General features: G+C 42.6%; 17 protein-coding genes and 2 pseudogenes. 9 read left to right on the top strand and 10 right to left on the bottom strand.

Features of this window, described 5'->3' with window-relative positions:
* The 3 genes and pseudogenes from F6K63_RS37240 to rsmB form a co-directional block, all read left to right on the top strand.
* Positions 1-133: pseudogene (locus F6K63_RS37240) on the top strand (hypothetical protein); the annotation flags it as partial.
* Positions 70-228: pseudogene (locus F6K63_RS37235) on the top strand (hypothetical protein); the annotation flags it as partial. The pseudogenes F6K63_RS37240 and F6K63_RS37235, both read left to right, overlap by 64 nt.
* Positions 229-503: 275 nt before the next feature.
* Positions 504-1,937, top strand: coding sequence for a 16S rRNA (cytosine(967)-C(5))-methyltransferase RsmB (gene rsmB, locus F6K63_RS14455; protein ID WP_287312478.1), 1,434 nt, complete (start codon positions 504-506; stop codon positions 1,935-1,937).
* Between the two features lie 146 nt (positions 1,938-2,083).
* On the opposite strand, the gene F6K63_RS14450 is transcribed toward rsmB, so the two are convergent.
* On the bottom strand, positions 2,084-2,926 hold the full coding sequence (locus F6K63_RS14450; protein WP_287312477.1) for an Rpn family recombination-promoting nuclease/putative transposase: 843 nt from the start codon (positions 2,924-2,926) through the stop codon (positions 2,084-2,086).
* A gap of 367 nt (positions 2,927-3,293) precedes the next feature.
* Here F6K63_RS14450 and F6K63_RS14445 point away from each other — a divergent pair, with 367 nt between their 5' ends.
* The gene (locus F6K63_RS14445) at positions 3,294-3,656 is read left to right on the top strand and encodes a XisI protein (protein ID WP_287312476.1); all 363 of its coding nucleotides are present in this window, start codon (positions 3,294-3,296) and stop codon (positions 3,654-3,656) included.
* Positions 3,657-3,760: 104 nt separating this feature from the next.
* Here F6K63_RS14445 and F6K63_RS14440 read toward each other — a convergent pair whose 3' ends face one another.
* Together F6K63_RS14440 and F6K63_RS14435 are read right to left on the bottom strand one after the other, a co-directional pair.
* Positions 3,761-4,693, bottom strand: coding sequence for an Rpn family recombination-promoting nuclease/putative transposase (locus F6K63_RS14440; protein ID WP_287312474.1), 933 nt, complete (start codon positions 4,691-4,693; stop codon positions 3,761-3,763).
* Positions 4,694-4,817: 124 nt separating this feature from the next.
* On the bottom strand, positions 4,818-5,369 hold the full coding sequence (locus tag F6K63_RS14435) for a Uma2 family endonuclease (RefSeq protein WP_287312472.1): 552 nt from the start codon (positions 5,367-5,369) through the stop codon (positions 4,818-4,820).
* A gap of 482 nt (positions 5,370-5,851) precedes the next feature.
* Between F6K63_RS14435 and F6K63_RS14430 the strand changes: the two genes are divergently transcribed.
* Positions 5,852-6,085 carry a hypothetical protein gene (locus F6K63_RS14430; RefSeq protein ID WP_287312470.1) on the top strand — a complete coding sequence of 78 codons (234 nt, stop codon included), beginning with the start codon at positions 5,852-5,854 and terminating at the stop codon, positions 6,083-6,085.
* Between the two features lie 320 nt (positions 6,086-6,405).
* On the opposite strand, the gene F6K63_RS14425 is transcribed toward F6K63_RS14430, so the two are convergent.
* From F6K63_RS14425 to F6K63_RS14405, 5 genes are all read right to left on the bottom strand, one after another.
* On the bottom strand, positions 6,406-8,934 hold the full coding sequence (locus F6K63_RS14425; protein WP_287312468.1) for a formylglycine-generating enzyme family protein: 2,529 nt from the start codon (positions 8,932-8,934) through the stop codon (positions 6,406-6,408).
* 125 nt (positions 8,935-9,059) lie between these two features.
* The gene (locus F6K63_RS14420) at positions 9,060-10,031 is read right to left on the bottom strand and encodes an AAA family ATPase (RefSeq protein WP_287312466.1); all 972 of its coding nucleotides are present in this window, start codon (positions 10,029-10,031) and stop codon (positions 9,060-9,062) included.
* Complete coding sequence (locus F6K63_RS14415; RefSeq protein ID WP_287312464.1) at positions 10,028-11,524, bottom strand: VMAP-C domain-containing protein; 1,497 nt, start codon at positions 11,522-11,524, stop codon at positions 10,028-10,030. Before F6K63_RS14415 ends, F6K63_RS14420 begins: the two co-directional genes overlap by 4 nt.
* Positions 11,525-11,570: 46 nt before the next feature.
* Complete coding sequence (locus F6K63_RS14410) at positions 11,571-13,190, bottom strand: effector-associated domain EAD1-containing protein (RefSeq protein WP_287312462.1); 1,620 nt, start codon at positions 13,188-13,190, stop codon at positions 11,571-11,573.
* 366 nt (positions 13,191-13,556) lie between these two features.
* Positions 13,557-14,648 (bottom strand): effector-associated domain EAD1-containing protein, encoded by a 1,092-nt coding sequence (locus F6K63_RS14405; protein WP_009149141.1) that lies wholly within the window; start codon positions 14,646-14,648, stop codon positions 13,557-13,559.
* Positions 14,649-14,661: 13 nt separating this feature from the next.
* Between F6K63_RS14405 and F6K63_RS14400 the strand changes: the two genes are divergently transcribed.
* A complete protein-coding gene (locus F6K63_RS14400) occupies positions 14,662-14,874 on the top strand; it encodes a hypothetical protein (protein WP_287312460.1) in 213 nt (70 codons plus the stop codon).
* Here F6K63_RS14400 and F6K63_RS14395 read toward each other — a convergent pair.
* Positions 14,831-15,382 (bottom strand): chorismate--pyruvate lyase family protein, encoded by a 552-nt coding sequence (locus F6K63_RS14395; protein ID WP_287312459.1) that lies wholly within the window; start codon positions 15,380-15,382, stop codon positions 14,831-14,833. The genes F6K63_RS14400 and F6K63_RS14395 overlap by 44 nt on opposite strands.
* 39 nt (positions 15,383-15,421) lie before the next feature.
* On the opposite strand from F6K63_RS14395, the gene F6K63_RS14390 reads away from it, so the two are divergent.
* Together F6K63_RS14390 and F6K63_RS14385 are read left to right on the top strand one after the other, a co-directional pair.
* Positions 15,422-15,550, top strand: coding sequence for a hypothetical protein (locus F6K63_RS14390; RefSeq protein WP_271969136.1), 129 nt, complete (start codon positions 15,422-15,424; stop codon positions 15,548-15,550).
* A complete protein-coding gene (locus F6K63_RS14385; RefSeq protein ID WP_193431395.1) occupies positions 15,531-15,740 on the top strand; it encodes a hypothetical protein in 210 nt (69 codons plus the stop codon). The genes F6K63_RS14390 and F6K63_RS14385 overlap by 20 nt, the downstream gene beginning before the upstream one ends.
* 73 nt (positions 15,741-15,813) lie before the next feature.
* Here the strand turns inward: F6K63_RS14385 and F6K63_RS14380 are convergent, their stop codons facing one another.
* Positions 15,814-16,686 carry an S-methyl-5'-thioadenosine phosphorylase gene (locus F6K63_RS14380; RefSeq protein ID WP_287312458.1) on the bottom strand — a complete coding sequence of 291 codons (873 nt, stop codon included), beginning with the start codon at positions 16,684-16,686 and terminating at the stop codon, positions 15,814-15,816.
* Positions 16,687-17,035: 349 nt separating this feature from the next.
* Between F6K63_RS14380 and F6K63_RS14375 the strand changes: the two genes are divergently transcribed.
* Complete coding sequence (locus F6K63_RS14375) at positions 17,036-17,491, top strand: hypothetical protein (protein ID WP_287312457.1); 456 nt, start codon at positions 17,036-17,038, stop codon at positions 17,489-17,491.
* Positions 17,492-17,617: the final 126 nt, after the last annotated feature.

The following is a 17,617-nucleotide window of genomic DNA, read 5'->3' as shown; positions in this document are numbered from 1 at the left end:
TGGTCAGCGGTCAGCGGTCAGCGGTCCGCGGTCAGCGGTCAGCGGTCAGCGGTCAGCGGTCAGCGGTCAGCGGTCAGCGGTCAGCGGTCAGCGGTCAGCGGTCAGCGGTCAGCGGTCAGCGGTCAGCGGTCAGTGGTCAGCCGTCAGCGGTCAGCGGTCAGCGGTCAGCGGTCAGCGGTCAGCGGTCAGTGGTCAGCCGTCAGCGGTCAGTATTTGACTGAAAGCTGATAACTCAAAGCTGATAACTGATAACTCAAAGCTGAAAGCTCAAAGCTGAAAGCTCAAAGCTGAAAGCTGAAAGCTCAAAGCTGATAGCTGAAAGCTGATAACTGATAACTCAAAGCTGAAAGCTCAAAGCTGAAAGCTCAAAGCTGAAAGCTGAAAGCTCAAAGCTGATAGCTGATAGCTGATAGCTGATAACTGAAAGCTGAAAGCTCAAAGCTGAAAGCTGATAGCTGATAGCTGATAGCTGATCAGGTAAGACCCAGAGGAGTACAGAGTTTGTGAGCCAAGATAAATCGTCAACCTTTGATAAACAAAATCCTCGCCAGTTAGCATTCCTAGCCCTCCGGGATATTCATCGGCGGGGTGCTTTTGCTGATATTGCCCTGAATCGAGTGCTACACACTGCTCAGTTAACTGGTGCTGATCGGGGCTTAGTGACAGAATTAGTTTATGGTAGTGTCCGACGACAGCGCACTCTGGATGCTCTACTTGACCAGTTGGGCAAAAAGAAAGCTAATCAACAACCTCCAGATTTGCGCACTATACTTCACCTTGGACTATATCAGCTGCGCTATCAAGGCCGAATTCCTGCTTCAGCAGCGGTCAATACCACGGTTGACCTAGCCAAGAACAATGGCTTCAAAGGACTGGCAGGGGTGGTTAATGGTTTACTACGAAACTATGCCCGTTTAGCTGCCAATTCCCCTGACCCTTTGCAGTTGCCAGAAGGGGATATGGAGCGTCTGGGCATTTTACACAGTTTTCCCGATTGGATGATCGAGCTGTGGTTACAACAGCTGGGAGTAGAGGAAACAGAACAGCTGTGTCAATGGTTTAACCAATCTCCTACCATTGACTTACGGATAAATCCCCTCAAGGTGTCCATAGAGGACGTGGAGGCAGGGATGCAATCTGCTGAACTGGCTATTCAGCGGGTACCTCCCTTGGTCTCCCACCAGGACGAGGGGAATGGTGAGATTATCCCTATGTTCAGCAACTCAGCTCAGCTCCCCCAAGCACTGCGGGTTGTGGGTGGTGTTGGTGCGATTCAAGAGCTACCAGGATTTAAGGAGGGTTGGTGGACTGTTCAAGATTGTAGTGCCCAGCTGGTCAGTTATCTGTTGGACCCTCAACCTGGTGATGTGGTGATTGATGCCTGTGCGGCACCGGGGGGCAAGACAACTCATATTGCGGAATTAATGGCAGATCAGGGCAAGATTTGGGCATGCGATCGCTCAGCTTCCCGCCTCAAAAAAGTCCAACAGAATGCCCAACGGTTACAATTACAATCGATTCAGATCAGTACTGCTGATAGTCGCGATTGCCCTGAATTTACTAACCTCGCTAATGCTGTGTTATTAGATGCTCCCTGTTCCGGTAATGGTACCCTTCACCGACGTCCTGATCTTCGTTGGCGCATGACTCCAGAAAAAGTCCAGGAACTTACTGTTTTGCAAAAAGAATTGTTAGAGCATACCGCAACTTGGGTCAAGCCCGGAGGTGTTTTAGTGTATGCTACCTGTACCTTAAATCCTAAAGAAAATGAGGCGGTAATACAATGGTTTTTGGAAGATCATTCCCAGTGGCAAATTGAACCCCCTACTCTTTCGTTTCTTAAGGGGTTTTCAACACCGGAAGGTTGGCTGAAAGTTGTGCCCTATCGAGACCAGATGGATGGTTTTTTTATGGTGCGGTTGAAGCGAATGATATAGCAGAAGTCAGAAGTCAGAAGTCAGAAGTCAGAAGTCGGGAGCTTGTAGGGTGGGCAAAAACAGTTTGGTTTTGTTGAGTATTAATGATTATATTACTTTGCCCACCCTACTTTAATTGGTATTTTTTTTAACGTTTTCTTACTCTGTTAGGACAACTGATTAATTTCATCGATACTCAACCCCGTATATTGAGCAATATCACTCAGGGGTAACCCAGCGGCCTTCATCTGTTTAGCAATCTGCTGTTTTTCTTCTAGTCTACCTTCTTCTCGTCCTTCCCTTTTCGCGAAACTCCATGCACGTCGCGCGTCCTCCAAGGCCATCTCCTGTTTGCGGAGTTTTTCCACTTCTGAGACACTCAACCCCGCTTGATTCGCTATAGTTAAGGCTTGTTCTAGCTGTGGTATTTCCCTGAGCTTGTCAGGAATGATTTCTAAGTTGGGTGCTTCTTTGATAAAAAAGATCCACTTATCTATTAAACTTTCCAATTCTTCCAGTTGCTTAGTAAATTTGGGTAGTTCCACAAACACCAACTTTAATTCGTTCTCCTGATAAGGCAAGTGGTCTTCTTCTTCTTGAAAGTAAAAACAGCTAATTACTTTCTCAGTTGAGGGGAATAATTTAAAATCCGTGATGGTTAAAGCAATAACCGGATTTAAATCGAAATACCCTTGTCCCGATTTAAGTTGATTCCCATAGGTTTTGCACAAGTTATAAACTACTCGCTTCTCGAAAGCCTCCACATTCCATAGTTGCATCTCAATGATGACAGTAGTTCCATCCTCTAATACTGCCTTAACATCCAGATAAGTGTCTTTTAAATCTACTACATCCCCGGCGCTATAGGGATCAATAATTTCTAAATCCTCGATGACGCAATTACCAGAGTAGATCATGGCATTGAGAAAGGAAATCAGAATATCCTTACTCTGATCTGAGCCAAATATTTTCTTGAAAGCAAAGTCAGTTTTTGGGCTGATGAATCTCATGGTTTTACAGGTTTATGACGTTGATATAGGGAGCAGGGAGTCGGGAATCGGGAATCGGGAATCGGGAATCGGGAGGCGTAGGGTGCGTTAGGGGCGGGCTAGCCATGATTTTACGCCTCTTCGTTCCTGCTTGAAACAGCCCCCCCGTAACGCACCATCAGGTCAAACTAATATCTTATGGAGATTAGGTTTACGTAGCCAGTTGCGCCCCTTCCAAAACCTGGTGAAATGTAGACATGCCGTGCCCAAGTATTTTTAGCCTCGGTTATAACCAATAAAACTATAATAACAATATCCCTCTAATCCACGTTCTACATGCCTGCTAAGGACTTTACCACGATGATGAAAACCAGGAGGAAATTACGCTATGGAAACCATCACTGGAGTAACCAATTGTGCTACATCTCTTATTCAGATACTGAAAAACTATTGCAATATCTTGAATCGTCACAAAAATAATTCTATCAATAATACTGTCATCAGTAATATCATTGTTAGCGATGACAAAACTCGCTATCTAGTTATTACCGAAGGTTGGAAGGATACACAACGAATTCATTCACTCATCTTTGATGCTGAGATACGTAACAATAAAATTTGGCTACACCATGATGGTCTAGATCACGGCATTACAGAAGAGTTACTGGCGGCGGGAATACCCAAAGAACAAATTGTTTTAGCCTTTCATCCTCCCCATATCCGACAACACACTGGCTATGGGATTTCTTAGCTCTCATACCGAGTTGCATTCAAAGAGAGAGATTGGTTGAATAGGGAGATCGGGAGATCGGGAGTAGGGAAAAAAATATCACAATTGATTTAGTTACCCTATAGCTACTTTGAACTAGAGTGCTCTTCCAGCCAGTTGAGTAAGTCCTCACTGGTGTTAAAATCCCAGATGGCTTTTGATAAACGGTCTAGGTCTTGGTTGGTCAAGGCTTCGATTAATGCGATCGCATTCCTGGTTAGTTGTCCAAAACGGCTCTCAAGCAGTCCCAATAGTAAATTTCTTTTCCCTTCTAGTCTGCCTTCTTCTCGTCCTTCTTCTCGTCCTTCCCTTTTCGCGAAATTCCATGCACCTCGCGCGTCCTCCAAGGCCATCTCCTGTTTGCGGAGTTTTTCTACTTCTGAGACACTCAACCCCGCTTGATTCGCTATAGTTAAGGCTTTTTCTAGCTGTGGAATTTCCCTGAGTTTGTCAGGCATGATTTCTAAGTTGGGTGCTTCTTTGATAAAAAAGATCCACTTATCTATCACACTTTCCAAGTCTTCCAATTGCTTAGTAAATTTGGGGAGTTCCACAAACACTAGCTTTAATTCATTTTCCTGATAAGGCAAGTGGTCTTCTTCTTCTTGAAAGTAAAAACAGCTAATTACTTTCTCAGTTGAGGGGAATAACTTAAAATCCGTGATGGTTAAAGCAATAACCGGATTTAGATCGAAATATCCCTGTCCCAATTTCAGTTGATTACCATAGGTTTTGCACAAGTTATAAACCACTCGCTTCTCGAAAGCTTCCACATTCCAGAGTTGCATCTCAATGATGACAGTCGTTTGATCATCTAATACTGCCTTAACATCCAGAAAAGTGTCTTTTAAATCTACTACATCCCCGGCACTATAAGGATCAATAATTTCTAAATCATGGATGACGGAATTACCAGAGTAGATCATGGCATTGAGGAAGGAAATCAGAATATCCTTACTCTGATCTGAGCCAAAGATTTTCTTGAAAGCAAAGTCAGTTTTTGGGCTGATGAATCTCATGGTTTTACACCTTTACGAAGTTTATAGCGTTTATCATAGCTATGAGGTACACATTATTTTTTCACTATTGCCTCTTGCCTCTTGCCTCTTGCCTATTCCCTGTTCCCTGTTCTCTTGTATATACTCAATCAAACTCCGGTGCCCACACCTCAACAACAGGTAATTCCCAACCAGGAAGCAATTCTGGAACTTGCAGCACATCCCCATCCCCCAGCACAACTTTATCCCGATTGAGGCGATAAACTTCCATGGTGCGAGTTCTCGGATCCACTAACACTCCAACTTTAGTTCCCAATTCCAGAAATTGTTGTATCTTCTGGCGCAATTTTGCTAGGCTATCGCTCTTAGATTTAACCTCAAATGTCAAATCAGGGACTAATTCAGCGTAATTTTCGGTAGTCCGAGGTAGACGTTCAGCTAGGATAAAAGACGCATCGGGGGCGCGAACATCTCCATCTTTATTCGGTAAGCGAAAACCACCACTAGAACCAGAAACTCTGCCTAATTTGCGGGGTCTTACCCAGTTACGAAGTTGAGCAGCGATTTCTATTGCTACTTCATCGGATTCTAACCCTGAAGGACTCATAAAAATAATTTCTCCCCCTACTAATTCCATCCGATAATCAGGATGCTGTGCTTGCAGTGTTTCTAAATCTTTGACTGTTAAATTAGGCATTATTAAAATCCTCCATCTACAGTTTTAGTTTATATAGTCGTAGGGTGCGTTAGGGACGGAATCGCCCTGATTGTAAGGGTCGCGCCTTGTTGGGATAGCCCGTCCCGTAACGCACCACCGGGTCAAACTATACAGTCAGTTTTATTTACCATGAGGTACAAAGGGATCCCCCTAAATCCCCCTTAAAAAGGGGGACTTTGAGTTTGATAAGTGTACCTCATAAATTCAATCAACGCTATATATAGTCAATTTTATTTACCCTATTACTTTGCTCTATCGCTTTTAAAATTAGGCAAAAGTTTTAAGAAAATTTCCACACTACCCACACTACCCATACTAACCACATTAGCATCTTACTTATGCCCTATTTACTATTATAGCAATTTTAAATTTCCTAATAAAAAAAAATTCCTAAACCTCTTGACTTTTAATTAATTTATGTATATATTAATAATATACCCCATTTAAGGATACTGTTGATCATGACTAAAAACATTCCGCCTAACTCCGATGACAATCAGACTCCTGAAAACCCTGGTCGTAAACCTAAGAAAGTCAAGTACGTTTTGATCGGTTCTCCTGAACAAGTTCGGCATACAATTAATGCCATCTATGGCCTTAAATACGCTTATCCCGACGAGTGGAGCACTCCAGAACCTACTGAAAAGCCTGGTGAGGTGATGACTTTTTTGATTCGATATTTCTATGTAGACTAGGATAGGGTTTTGCCAGGGTGTTTTCGCCCTGGCGACTAGGAATTGTGGAGGTTATTTTGAAGCTATCGGCTTATGCGCTACGCGCACGCTACGCGAACAGCTATCAGTGATCAGCAGTATCTAAATTTGAGTTGAGCTCCGCTGTACTTGTGGTGACTTACACAATATAATTCGGTCAAGCATTGGGGTTAACCAGAACTTGACCGATTTTTTTTATTGGTATTGCACTATGCATTAAGCTTAGGAAATTCCTAAACTCCGAAACGTAAGTAATCGCTTACTTCTGACTTCTGACTTCTAACTTCTGACTTGCGCAAGGGCTAGCTCCTCCCAACACCACGAACCACGCGAAAACCGATACTGATGATGTACACGTGCGCGTCATAGTCGTCGCGGGAGGCAGAACGGCAGCCCCTAGGATTGAAGTCCCATGAGCCGCCCCGTATTTGATAATCATTATTATTGTTGCTAAACCAGACACTCCCATCTTTAGGAGCTCCTTTGTAATTATCATGAGTTGGATCCGCACACCACTCCCAAACATTGCCGTGCATATCGTATAAGCCAAAGCCATTGGGGGGAAAATATCCTACTTCGGTGGTTTCTACTCGATATTCCCCTTCTGCTTCCTCTGCATAAGTATTGGAAGCACGATAATTAGCTAACGTACTGGTTATGGTCTCTCCATAATGGAATGGCGTGGTAGTTCCTGCTCTACAGGCGTATTCCCATTCCGCTTCACTCGGTAATCTGTATTCCGTTCCTGTATGTTTAGAGAGGCGTACGCAAAATTCCACCGCATCGTCCCAGCTTACTTGCTCTACTGGTCGATTGTCTCCTTTAAAGTGAGAGGGGTCTGGCTTTAAGTCCCGGTTAACTTTTGGAAGCTTGGCCACAGCTCGCCATTGCGCCTGGGTGACCGGATATTTCCCTAGGAAGAAGGGTTGAATGGTTACTTGGTGTTGAGGTCTTTCACTGTCATTACTCCCCTTCTCACTTTTCGGGGAACCCATTAAGAAGCGTCCTGCTGGAATATATACCATCTCTAGGTCTATTCCATTCCCGAGATCTTGATTGAAATAACTTGCTTGTTTATTTTCTCGCTTGATTATTTTTCCTGTAGGGTCAACTGTTACTACTTCAAAAGAAAACTGCTTTAACTCTTTTTTTCTTGCGCTTGCAAGTTCTTCAGCCAAACGAGCATACTCCCCTCCTAATCGGCCTAAGACTTGAGCCTTTAGACGTGCAAAGGGACGAATTTTTTCTTCTAACCAATCATTACTTGCAGTTTCCGGTTTAAGTAAATACGCTTCAAAGTCCTGTACTGATAACCCTAATTTTTTAGCAATAAACTCAGATACTTTATCAATAACTGAAACGGTTTTACTAATGGGTACAGAATCTACTAATAACTCCCTTACCCCTGGCTTAAAGTCGTACTCAATATAATCGGGATTTGAATCTTGGTCTACAGGGGTTATAGACTGGAGCAGTCCACTCATAAACACCTCCGCTACATGAATTTGGGCGGATTTTGGTAGCAGGGTTTGCTGAATGAGTTGCACTACAGGTAAACTAACCGGAGCAGCTGCCATTAATCCAGCTAACCGACGCGCCATCGGAGAAGCCGTAGCACGAAATCGACTAACTAATGCTGGTGCTTCGAGTTGGGCTTGAGTAAGTTCACCATCTACTGCTCTTCTCTGTGCTTGGGGGTCTTGGGATACATCAAAATTAAACCCCACTGTAGTAACATTTCCCTGACCAGCTATTACCTGTGACCAGGCCAGTAGGGGGTAGGGTTCTAAAGTAACCACGGGAACATTTACAGAAGAAGATTTATGCTCAATGTCCTCTTCATCCCACTCTTCATCCCAAGGTTTAACAATCAACTGAGAATTGACAACTCCAGGACTAAGAGAATGCAGTTGTACTGGAGTTTCTGAAGCTAAAGCCGTGCGTTCCCAAAGCCGTTCAGGGAGTAGCTGAAGGATAGTAAGTAAACCATTGCGTCCCCACAACTCTAGCACTGGATGAATTAATTGTCTGCGCCAAGCCACAGAAATACAATCACTCACCAATAAAATTAAACGTTGTTTCTTGGGGTCAATTAATACCTGGGGAGGATGGGGAGTGGAATCATACCGACCGGTGCTAGTTTGAGGAAATAAGTCTATATCTGGGTTATTGATTTCTTCCGTTTCAGTAATCCTTAATTCCCACGTGCGTACATCCCGAAACGCACCATGATGCTTGACTAAATGTTGCAGTTCAATGATTGTCTGTTTCCAAACCGCAGTTGAACTAGTTTTTTCAACTACCAACGCTAACTCTAACCATCTTTCGGAAGCAGGTTTCAGAACTGGTAGCCAAATGTTTGATTCCGCAATTTGGTAAACAGTAGCTTCTTCATCCAATATTGTTTCTATAGCAGATGGGACTTTCCCCATTAACGGACGAAGTGCCCGTCCCAACGCCAAACTATTTCTCAATGCTACCGCTGCTGGCACTTTAATCGGAATTGCTTCTCGACTTTCTTTAGTCTTTTTAGGTTTGGAAAAGGGTAGATAAACATCAGCACCAGGTTTTTTGGCTTTAGGTGGTGATTTTTTGGTATCTGGTTGGATATTTGGAGTTTGATTTCGGGGTTGCTGTGATTGGTCTTGGGATACCGTTGATGCTTGCGATGGCTGCTGTGGTTGCTGTGATTGGTCTTGGGATAGAGTTGATGGTTCTGACTGGTCTATTGACTCGTCTAGATGAACAGCCAACCAGAAAATTTCTGCTATTTCCCGAGCAGTTAAATCAAATCCTGCTTGTTGTAGAATAGCGATCGCATCTTCAACCATATCCCTTATATAGCAATTCTTCTAATCATGACCTACAAATCTCTGGGTTTTAGGGAGCAGGGAGCAGGGAGCAGGCAAGAGACAAGAGTGAAAAAATCCTGTTTACCTCATAGCTATGATCAACACTATATACTACTTAGGGACCGTAGCAATTGGTCAATTAACTTTGCTTTTTTCTGGTCTTTGTCTTCCTCTTGAGAGTCACCCATGGGAGAATCCTCTGTATTGACTGTGTTAGTTAACAGATAAATGGCATTGAGCAATTGGTCTGTAGCCAAGTCTCCTTTATCCCGTCGCTTGAGAAATTTTTCAATAATCTTTTCTGCTTGTTTAAGAGTATCCCCTAAATGAGCTTTGACAATTGCTTCTAATTCCTCGGGAGTTGGTTCCCGTAAATCTAATCGTAAACAGCGTCGTAAAAAAGCCGGGGGAAATGCCTTTTCTCCGTTACTGGTAAGGACTACAAAGGGAAATGCTTCACAGATTACCTTTCCCCTGGGGATGGTTGTGGTTTGATTATCCCAGGTTTTGACAACAATGTCTGGAAACTGGTCACTGATTCGTGTTAATTCCGGGATTTCAAATTCTCCTTCCTCAAAAATAGTCAATAAATCATTGGGCAAATCAATATCGCTTTTATCCATTTCATCAATTAATAATACCCTGGGATAATTTGAGGGAAGTAACGCCGTTCCCAAGGGACCCAATTGAATATACTTACCAATTTCCCTTAAATTATCCTTGCCGCTTCCTTGAGCATCTTGTAATCTACCAATGGCATCATAACTATAAAGTCCTTGCTGTAAATGGGAGCGAGTGGTAATATTCCAGCGTAACACTTCTCCTAATTGTAACTCTTGAGCAACTGCATAGGCCAAAGATGTTTTTCCTGTGCCTGGCTTTCCCGTTACTAATAAAGGACGACGCAGATACAACGCGGCATTGACTAACTCTATTTCCTCTGGCCTGGTCTGATAGGTTGTACCCCGTTCTTTTTTGTCAAATTTCCGCCAGCTAGGAGGCTCAGGCAGGCGTTCAATGCCTTCGTGGGGTTGTTCGGGAGTGCCGCGAAAGATTTTCCAAGATTTATTAGTCATAGGGTTGTATAGTCAATCTGGGGTGGTAGTAGATAGGGGTCTTCCCACAAAAGAGCAAGATGGTGTCCGATATGTTCTTGTCCATTGTCTTCATTAGGAGCTTTTAAACGTTGTTCTTGTACTTTTTCGGGAAGTTCATTTATTTTACAATTGAGTAATTTATCGAGTTCATCTTGACAATTTATAGTTGTAAAATCATTCTTTCTCAGCCATAAAGCAACTGGGATTGCCGTCGTGTCAATTACTTTTAATATATTATCACATGGGGGGTTATATAATTTTAATGCTATCGCTTTTTTTGTCATTTTTTCTGGTTTTAAATAAGCATGCAACTTTTCCCAATTAAAATCAAATTTACTAACATCAACAAATTCTTGATGGCATTTATTTTCACTACTATATTTGATTATTTTCCATTTTGTGATGCAAGTTTTTCGGTAATAATCCTTAGGATATTTTCTGAAACGCTCAAAACGTTTCACAGATCGAATAACTACTTTATACTCCTTACATATAGGAAGTGTTAAACCAAAATAATTTGTAATATTAATTCTTTCAATTTCATAGTTTAATAGTTGATAAGGCAATGAAAATACAAGTATTGTATCATCGCAAAATTCCCGGTCATATTGACGTGACTGATTTAAAAAAGATTCTATTAACTTTGGTAACTCTTCAATAGAAAATAGATCTTGTTCAGATTCTCCATCAGCTAGTGTAGTCTCTAAAAATTTACAGCTTTGATGATTTTGCACGTAATCATAATTACTTAGGTCAGGAATAAACCAAGCCGAGACTAAATAATTAGGTTGACGTTGTTGCTGATATTGTTTACTGGAATCTACCTTTACAAGCAGATAAGGTTGTGCATCTAAATTTGGTTGCTGATGATTTTGATAGTGACTGCTAGTCTGAGGTAATAAATCAGAAGGGTTATTAGCATTTTGTTTTATCCATTGCTTGAGTTTATCACCATGATATTTGGGAATATCTCCAGTTTTTAATAAATGAGCAACAAATTGTACAATAATTTCTTCATCATCATTTGGTTGAGGTATATCCTCAAAACTCTCTAGAATTTCATCTAAATTTTCAGGGATTTCATCTTCTTCCAAACAAATCAAGTAGTCATCGGGACAACAAGCTTGATAAGCCTGTTGCATTTGCTTCATCAAGTTGTTTTCTAAAGGAAGCAAGATATTGACTAAACTAGTTGTAATTTTAAATTTTTCCTTGATTGCCTTTAAATCAGGATTATTTTGATTTTCTTTAAGTGCTCCATCAATTAATTTTGGCAACTTATTTTGAGCAACATAATAATTTAGTAATTCGTGAACGATTTGCTTTAAATTTCCACCGCTAGCAACCTCTTTCAGACTTATATTTAATTTATAAAGAACCATCATTTCTAATTTTCCTTGATCAGGGAAAGCACTACACAGTGCTTCGTTTATCTTTTCGAGGAGATAGCCAGGGGTATTTCCACCATTCATTTACAGTTACTTCAATCGTTTAAGGGATAGATTTGCCAAAAACTGATTACAACTCAATACAATAATAATGCAAAGCACTTTGTCCCGCGCCCTGACTCCACCGTGAATCAGGTTTCCAAGCACCATTGAGTTCTTCGCGACGGCGAGTGTGGACAGTGAGCTGATTACCTTCAAATGTCAGTAGATTATATTGCCAGGGATAAGCGGATCGTAGTTCAAAGGTCGGTGCGCCAAAGGTACCAGCACAAATTTGGTCGAGTTTCCGTCCACCTGGGCTGAGGTCGTAACGGAAAAGACTGGTTTCGGCTTTATGGATGTGTCCGTGGAGGAACAAGCGAAATCCAGCAACGGCCAGTTGTTCGATGAAGCCTTTGTCAATAATGCGATCGCTTCCGTCACTATTGAGGGGATGGTGCCAAACCGCTATTTTCAAGGGGCAGTTGCGGTAGTCTGGGTTACGGCGAATCTTGGTCAGGGCGTTGGCCAGAGCACCGGAGTGGATGCTAGCACGGGTTTTGAAGTGATGATCCAGTTCCCAAGCGGAGTTTAGTCCTAGGATCAGCAAGTTTTGCTCTGGGAAATGGTCGATAATGGCTTGCTGGTCATAGTCGAGGGGATAGGGTTGACCTTTGATAGCTTGATAGAATTGGCTGAAGTGGGCAAACCGTTGTTGGTATTTGGTTTCATCTCGGACTCGAATTACATTTGGACTTTCTTCGATGTAGTCACCCTCTGTGAGTGTACCTTGGTATTTTTTGCGATCGCATAAATCATAAGCGTCCTCTGCTAGTGTCCAGTTGAGGTCATGGTTACCCGGAACTAGAACAATTTGTTTCGGGTCTAGGGGGAAGTCTTGGCGGAGGTTGTCGAGAAACTGTTGTGCAGCCTGGTATTCTTCTGCGGTGGAATAATTAGCGATATCACCCGATAGGATCAGAGCATCGAGGTTAGGGATGTCAAGGTCTTGGATCAGGTCTTGGGCGAGTTGGTTTGACCAAAGGGTAGCTTGCTTAGGGGTGGTGATGTGGAGGTCCGAGAGGTGGAGGATATGGGTGGTTTTAGAGGATTTTTTCCCAATCCTCCCCGTCCCAGGGCTCAAATCATGCTTGGCATTTTCGTATAACCATTGCTTTAGTTGAACACCAATTGGGTTGGGAATATCTTCAGTTTCTAATAAACGAGCGCCAAATTGTATAATAGGTATTTCCTGATCATTGTAGTATTGAGGTATTTTATCTAAACTCTCTAGAATTTCCTCTAAACTTTCAGGGAGTTCATCTTCCCAATCATCCAATAATTCATCGGGACAACAAGCTTGATAAGCCTGTTGCATTTGCTTCATCAAGTTGTTTTCTAAAGGAAGCAAGATATTGACTAAACTAGTCGTAACTTTAAATTTTTCCTTGATTGCATTTAAGTCAGGATTCTTGGGATTTTCTTGAAGAGCTTTATTAATTAATTTTGCTAAACTCTTATTGCTACTCTTAAAATCTTGTACTACTTTGTAAACAATTTCCTTCAAATTGCCACCACTAGCAACCTCTTCCAGATTTGTATTTAATTGATGTCCTAGCATCATTTCTAATTTAGTTTTACTAGGGAAAGCACTACACAGTGCTGACTCTATTTGCGCGAGTAGATAACCAGGGGTATGTCCAGCATTCATTGATGGTTACTTCAATACCTGTGAAAAATAGAACTTGATATTCTGACTCTAATTAAGTATCTATACTATGATTAGACCGAGTTCCGTAAATTTTCCTTGATTTCCTGGCATTTGGCAACCTGGTGGTGGTTTACAGGTTCAGACAACCGTAAGCATATGCGCTACGCGCACGCTACTTGAGGTGCGGTCAGGGGTCAGCGGTCAGCCGTGGCACAGGCTTCGACCCTGGGAGTTAACTCAGATTAAACAAATGCTTACCTGTTGTATTCAAAAGCACCTCAAGTAGCGATGCAGCGCGTAGCGCATCAGCTGAATGCTGATAGCTGAATGCTGATAGCTGAATGCTGATAGCTTACAGACAACCATTCACCACATTGCTTCACCTTTAAGTAAATCTGTCAATAACCCTTGCTTCTCTAACCGCTCACAAATAGCACTGAAAGGACTGCCAGCGTTATAACTAGGATTCCAGCTTGGGTCACCACTATGATGCAGGGCTACTAAATTCCAGTTAATATCAAAACATGGAGAACCAGAGGAACCGGGTTCGGTATTGGTTTTATACTTAACCGTTGTACCATTCTCGTTAATAGTAATAATAGCCTCGGTGTCAAAGGCCAATTTTAAGGGTTCGGCCTGGGGATGCTGCACAATAAACAGTGGAGTATTGGGCACAAACTGATAATATGGCTGTTGGGGTAACTCAATCCACTGGCGCTTTGGAGAATTGGGATCGGGATTTTTCCCAATCGGTTCTTCCCCAGGAACTCCATCTACTCTCAGCAAGGCATAATCCAATTGCTCAGGGGTTGGTAATGGATTGTTGGTATAAGGACTTTGATCAATTAGCCAGTCATCCTCTACTAAGCGATACTCCTTACCAGGATTGATAACTTTACCATCCCCTAACTGCTTGTAGTCAAAACGCAGGATAACATTACTAGACGTTGCTTGTTTTAAAATTACCGATTCCACCACATGGTAATTAGTAATAACCACATTGGGAGCAATCAGAAAACCTGTCCCAAATTCCAGACTATTATCCTTATTCGTAACTTCTACACGACAGACTTGCCCTTCAATTTGACCTAACTTTTCCCGCCACTGATTTACATCTAAAAAAGAATTAGTTTTCTTAATCAGTCTTTCTAATCGACCTTTTGCTAATAGCGGTTGCGGCATAGCAATCGCAATATTAAACTCCTGGGCAAAGGCGAATAACGCTGGGTTACCTGGATTCGATTCACGGGCACCTGCAATTAATTTATCAACCCATCCTTCTGCTTGAGCAGCTTTAATTAACTTAAATACAATTTCTTTTAAGTCATCTCCCATCGCAATAGAATCTAGATTTTTGCTGAATTTATATTCAACTAATTCAGCAAGTCTTATTTTTAATGGGAAAGCATCAAGTAAAGCATTCGTTAATTGTTGATATTGCTGTCCAGTTAGTTTCATTTAGAATTTCCATTTGAGTTGTGAACAGAATCCCTTAGGAAAAGGCAAAAGGCAAAAGGCAAAAGGCAAAAGGCAAGAGGCAAAAGGCAAAAGGCAAGAGTTAATCAAGCTCCCCACCCTCCCCACACTTCCCACCCTCCCGACTCCCTGCTCCCGACTCCCGACTCCCGACTCCCTACTCCCTATAGTCTATTCAAAAAATAACTTTCAGGAAAATATTCACTAATCATCATCACCGATTGGCGATTAGAAAAGACGCAATAGGTACGAAACAGTAAATTTGCTTCCGGTTCAATCTGGAAATAATCAGCTAATTCGTTAGCTGGCTTTTTGCCAGTATCCACAATTTCTTTAAAGGTCTCGAATCTCTGCTCTCGCCAGATTTTGCCAATGGGGGTTTTAGTTTTAAGTAAATCTTTTTGAAAGTAATCATCTAGGCGATCAATAACAATAATTGACTCAGCATAGATATAATTTTTGCGACTTATTTTGCCCTGTAACAGTATTTTTCTATCAAGTACTGAGCTTCCTTTCTCTAATTGCATTGGCTCTATATCATCAGTTGTTGTTACCAATTCTTCCGACAACTTAACTAGACGAATCTGTTCAAACAGATAGGCTTCTAACATATCTGTTACTGTGCCATCTGTCGTTAACAGAATTCTTTGGAAAATACTCAGATTCGAGGGGTCTATATAACTTCGAGTTAGGGATTGCTGTAGATCATTTCTCATTTTTAATAGCAATTATTATTGGGGTGAGGTGTTAATTATTTGGTTTTAGGGAATCGGGAATCGGGAATCGGGAATCGGGAGTCGGGAATCGGGAATCGGGAATCGGGAATCGGGAATCGGGAATCGGGAGTCGGGAGCGGTGCGACCCGTGGCGAATTTAATTCTTAATGCGGAAAGCGCACCGAGGGAGTGGGAAAAAATTATCCAAGCTCTTTCCTACTTTTCCCTGTTCCCTTCGCGTAGCGTGGCCCACGGCCTCAGTCCCTGCTTCCTTGATAGAAACGCTATATATAGCGTTTATTGCCTGTATCAGGTACACTTATCAACCTCAAAGTCCCCCTTTTTAAGGGGGATTTAGGGGGATCCCTTTGTACCTCATGGGAAAGAGAATTGCTATATATATCCAGCGCCACCTTTAGCTCTTGGCGATTTTACAAATACTTCCGCAATATCAACTCCAACTTCTCCTTAGTTGCTTCTGGAGCCTGATCCAAGGGAGTAAAAATAGCATACTTCAAGGCAGAATGAGCTTTAGAAACAGGTGGATTATCAACTAACCGGCGCACTGTTTCTTGAATCACCTTCTGAGCATTAATCGCATTGCGCTGTAGATTATCAAGTATCATATTCACGGTGACATGGTCATGATCCTCATGCCAGCAATCATAATCGGTGACGAGGGCTAGGGTAGCATAGGCAATTTCGGCTTCCCGTGCTAACTTGGCCTCTGGCAAGTTGGTCATGCCAATTACTTTTGCGCCCCAACTGCGGTAGAGATTAGATTCGGCCATGGTGGAAAATGCTGGCCCTTCCATGCACAGATAAGTGCCACCGTTATGTACGGTAACCTCTGGTAACTCCAAACTTGCGATCGCATCCACTAAAATTCCCGCCAGTTGGTTGCACACCGGGTGTCCAAACCCAATATGAGCCACAATCCCGTCCCCGAAAAAGGTGGAAACCCGATTCTTCGTCCGGTCAATAAACTGATCCGGTACCAGCATATCCAAGGGTTTGACCTCTTCCTGGAGAGAACCCACTGCTGAGGCAGAGATGATATACTCTACGCCTAACTGCTTCATGGCATAGATATTGGCTCGGAAGGGTAACTCCGAAGGCATCAAATGATGATTGCGACCATGACGAGCTAGGAAAGCTACAGTAGTTCCTTCTAAGGTTCCCACCATCAAGGCATCGGACGGAGGACCAAAGGGGGTGTCAATGGGTACCTCCTGCACATCTTTGAGAGCAGCCATTTTGTAAAGTCCGCTACCGCCAATAATCCCAATTTGTGCTTTCACCATGGTGTTTGTTCTTACTCTGCCTCAGTCCAACGCTTTGTTATTTTACCTTAAATTGTATTAATTTTTGTTAAGGGGTAAGCATTCAGCCGTCAGCCGTCAGCCGTCAGCCGTCAGCCACAAGCCTTGGCCATTCGCGTAGCGTGGCCAAGGCTTGTGGCTGATAGCACCTCAAGTAGCACCATCTGTAGTGCATTAGCTGATACGCGACACGCTGATAGCTGATAGCTGACGGCACCTCAAGTAGCGTGCGCGTAGCGCTAATCGCTGTTCGCTGATAGCTGATAGCTGAATGCTTACGTTAAGGGATTTTAAAATACAGAGTGATGTTCCAATGCAATAGTTTTGCCTTATGTCTGACCAACCCCTAGGTAAACCTCGTCCTCTGATAAAAGTGATCCTGCTATCGGTAGCCACATTAATGGTCTACTACAGTTGGTACAAGTGGATCATTCACGAAGAGTTGCGACACTATAACAATTCTGGTTGGTCTGGTACCCTGTGCTTAGTACCTTTTCTTTTAGGTGTCGCGGGTCCACAAGCCTTATGGATATTAGACCCCGATGTGCCTGGCTGGTTTGGTTGGTTTTCCCTGATCGGTATAGTTTGGATTTACATTGTGCAGTTCAGGCTTTACCGCACAGTTAACCAACTGTATCGACAAGAAGGACTCACAGAACCTCTGGTAGTGTGGTGGATTTTCATACCTGGTTTGAATTTAATTGTGGGATTAAAGCAAATTCATGTACTGAGCCAATTTTGGACAATGAAACAAGAAACTATACCGGACGGGGCTATTTTGAATTGAAGTAAAAAGCAGACTTGTTGAACTTTGGAATAGGGAATAGGGAACAGCGGATCTGGGAACAGGGGGAAGAATGTCTGTGTTGACAACAACGATAGACAGACATCAGCCATGTTGGTAATCGTTTAC

This window comes from Moorena sp. SIO1G6 (assembly GCF_010672795.1).
GTDB classification, from domain to species: Bacteria; Cyanobacteriota; Cyanobacteriia; order Cyanobacteriales; family Coleofasciculaceae; genus Moorena; species Moorena producens.
Note: the sequence above shows the minus strand (reverse complement) of the source record. Positions and strands in the feature narration are given on the sequence as shown.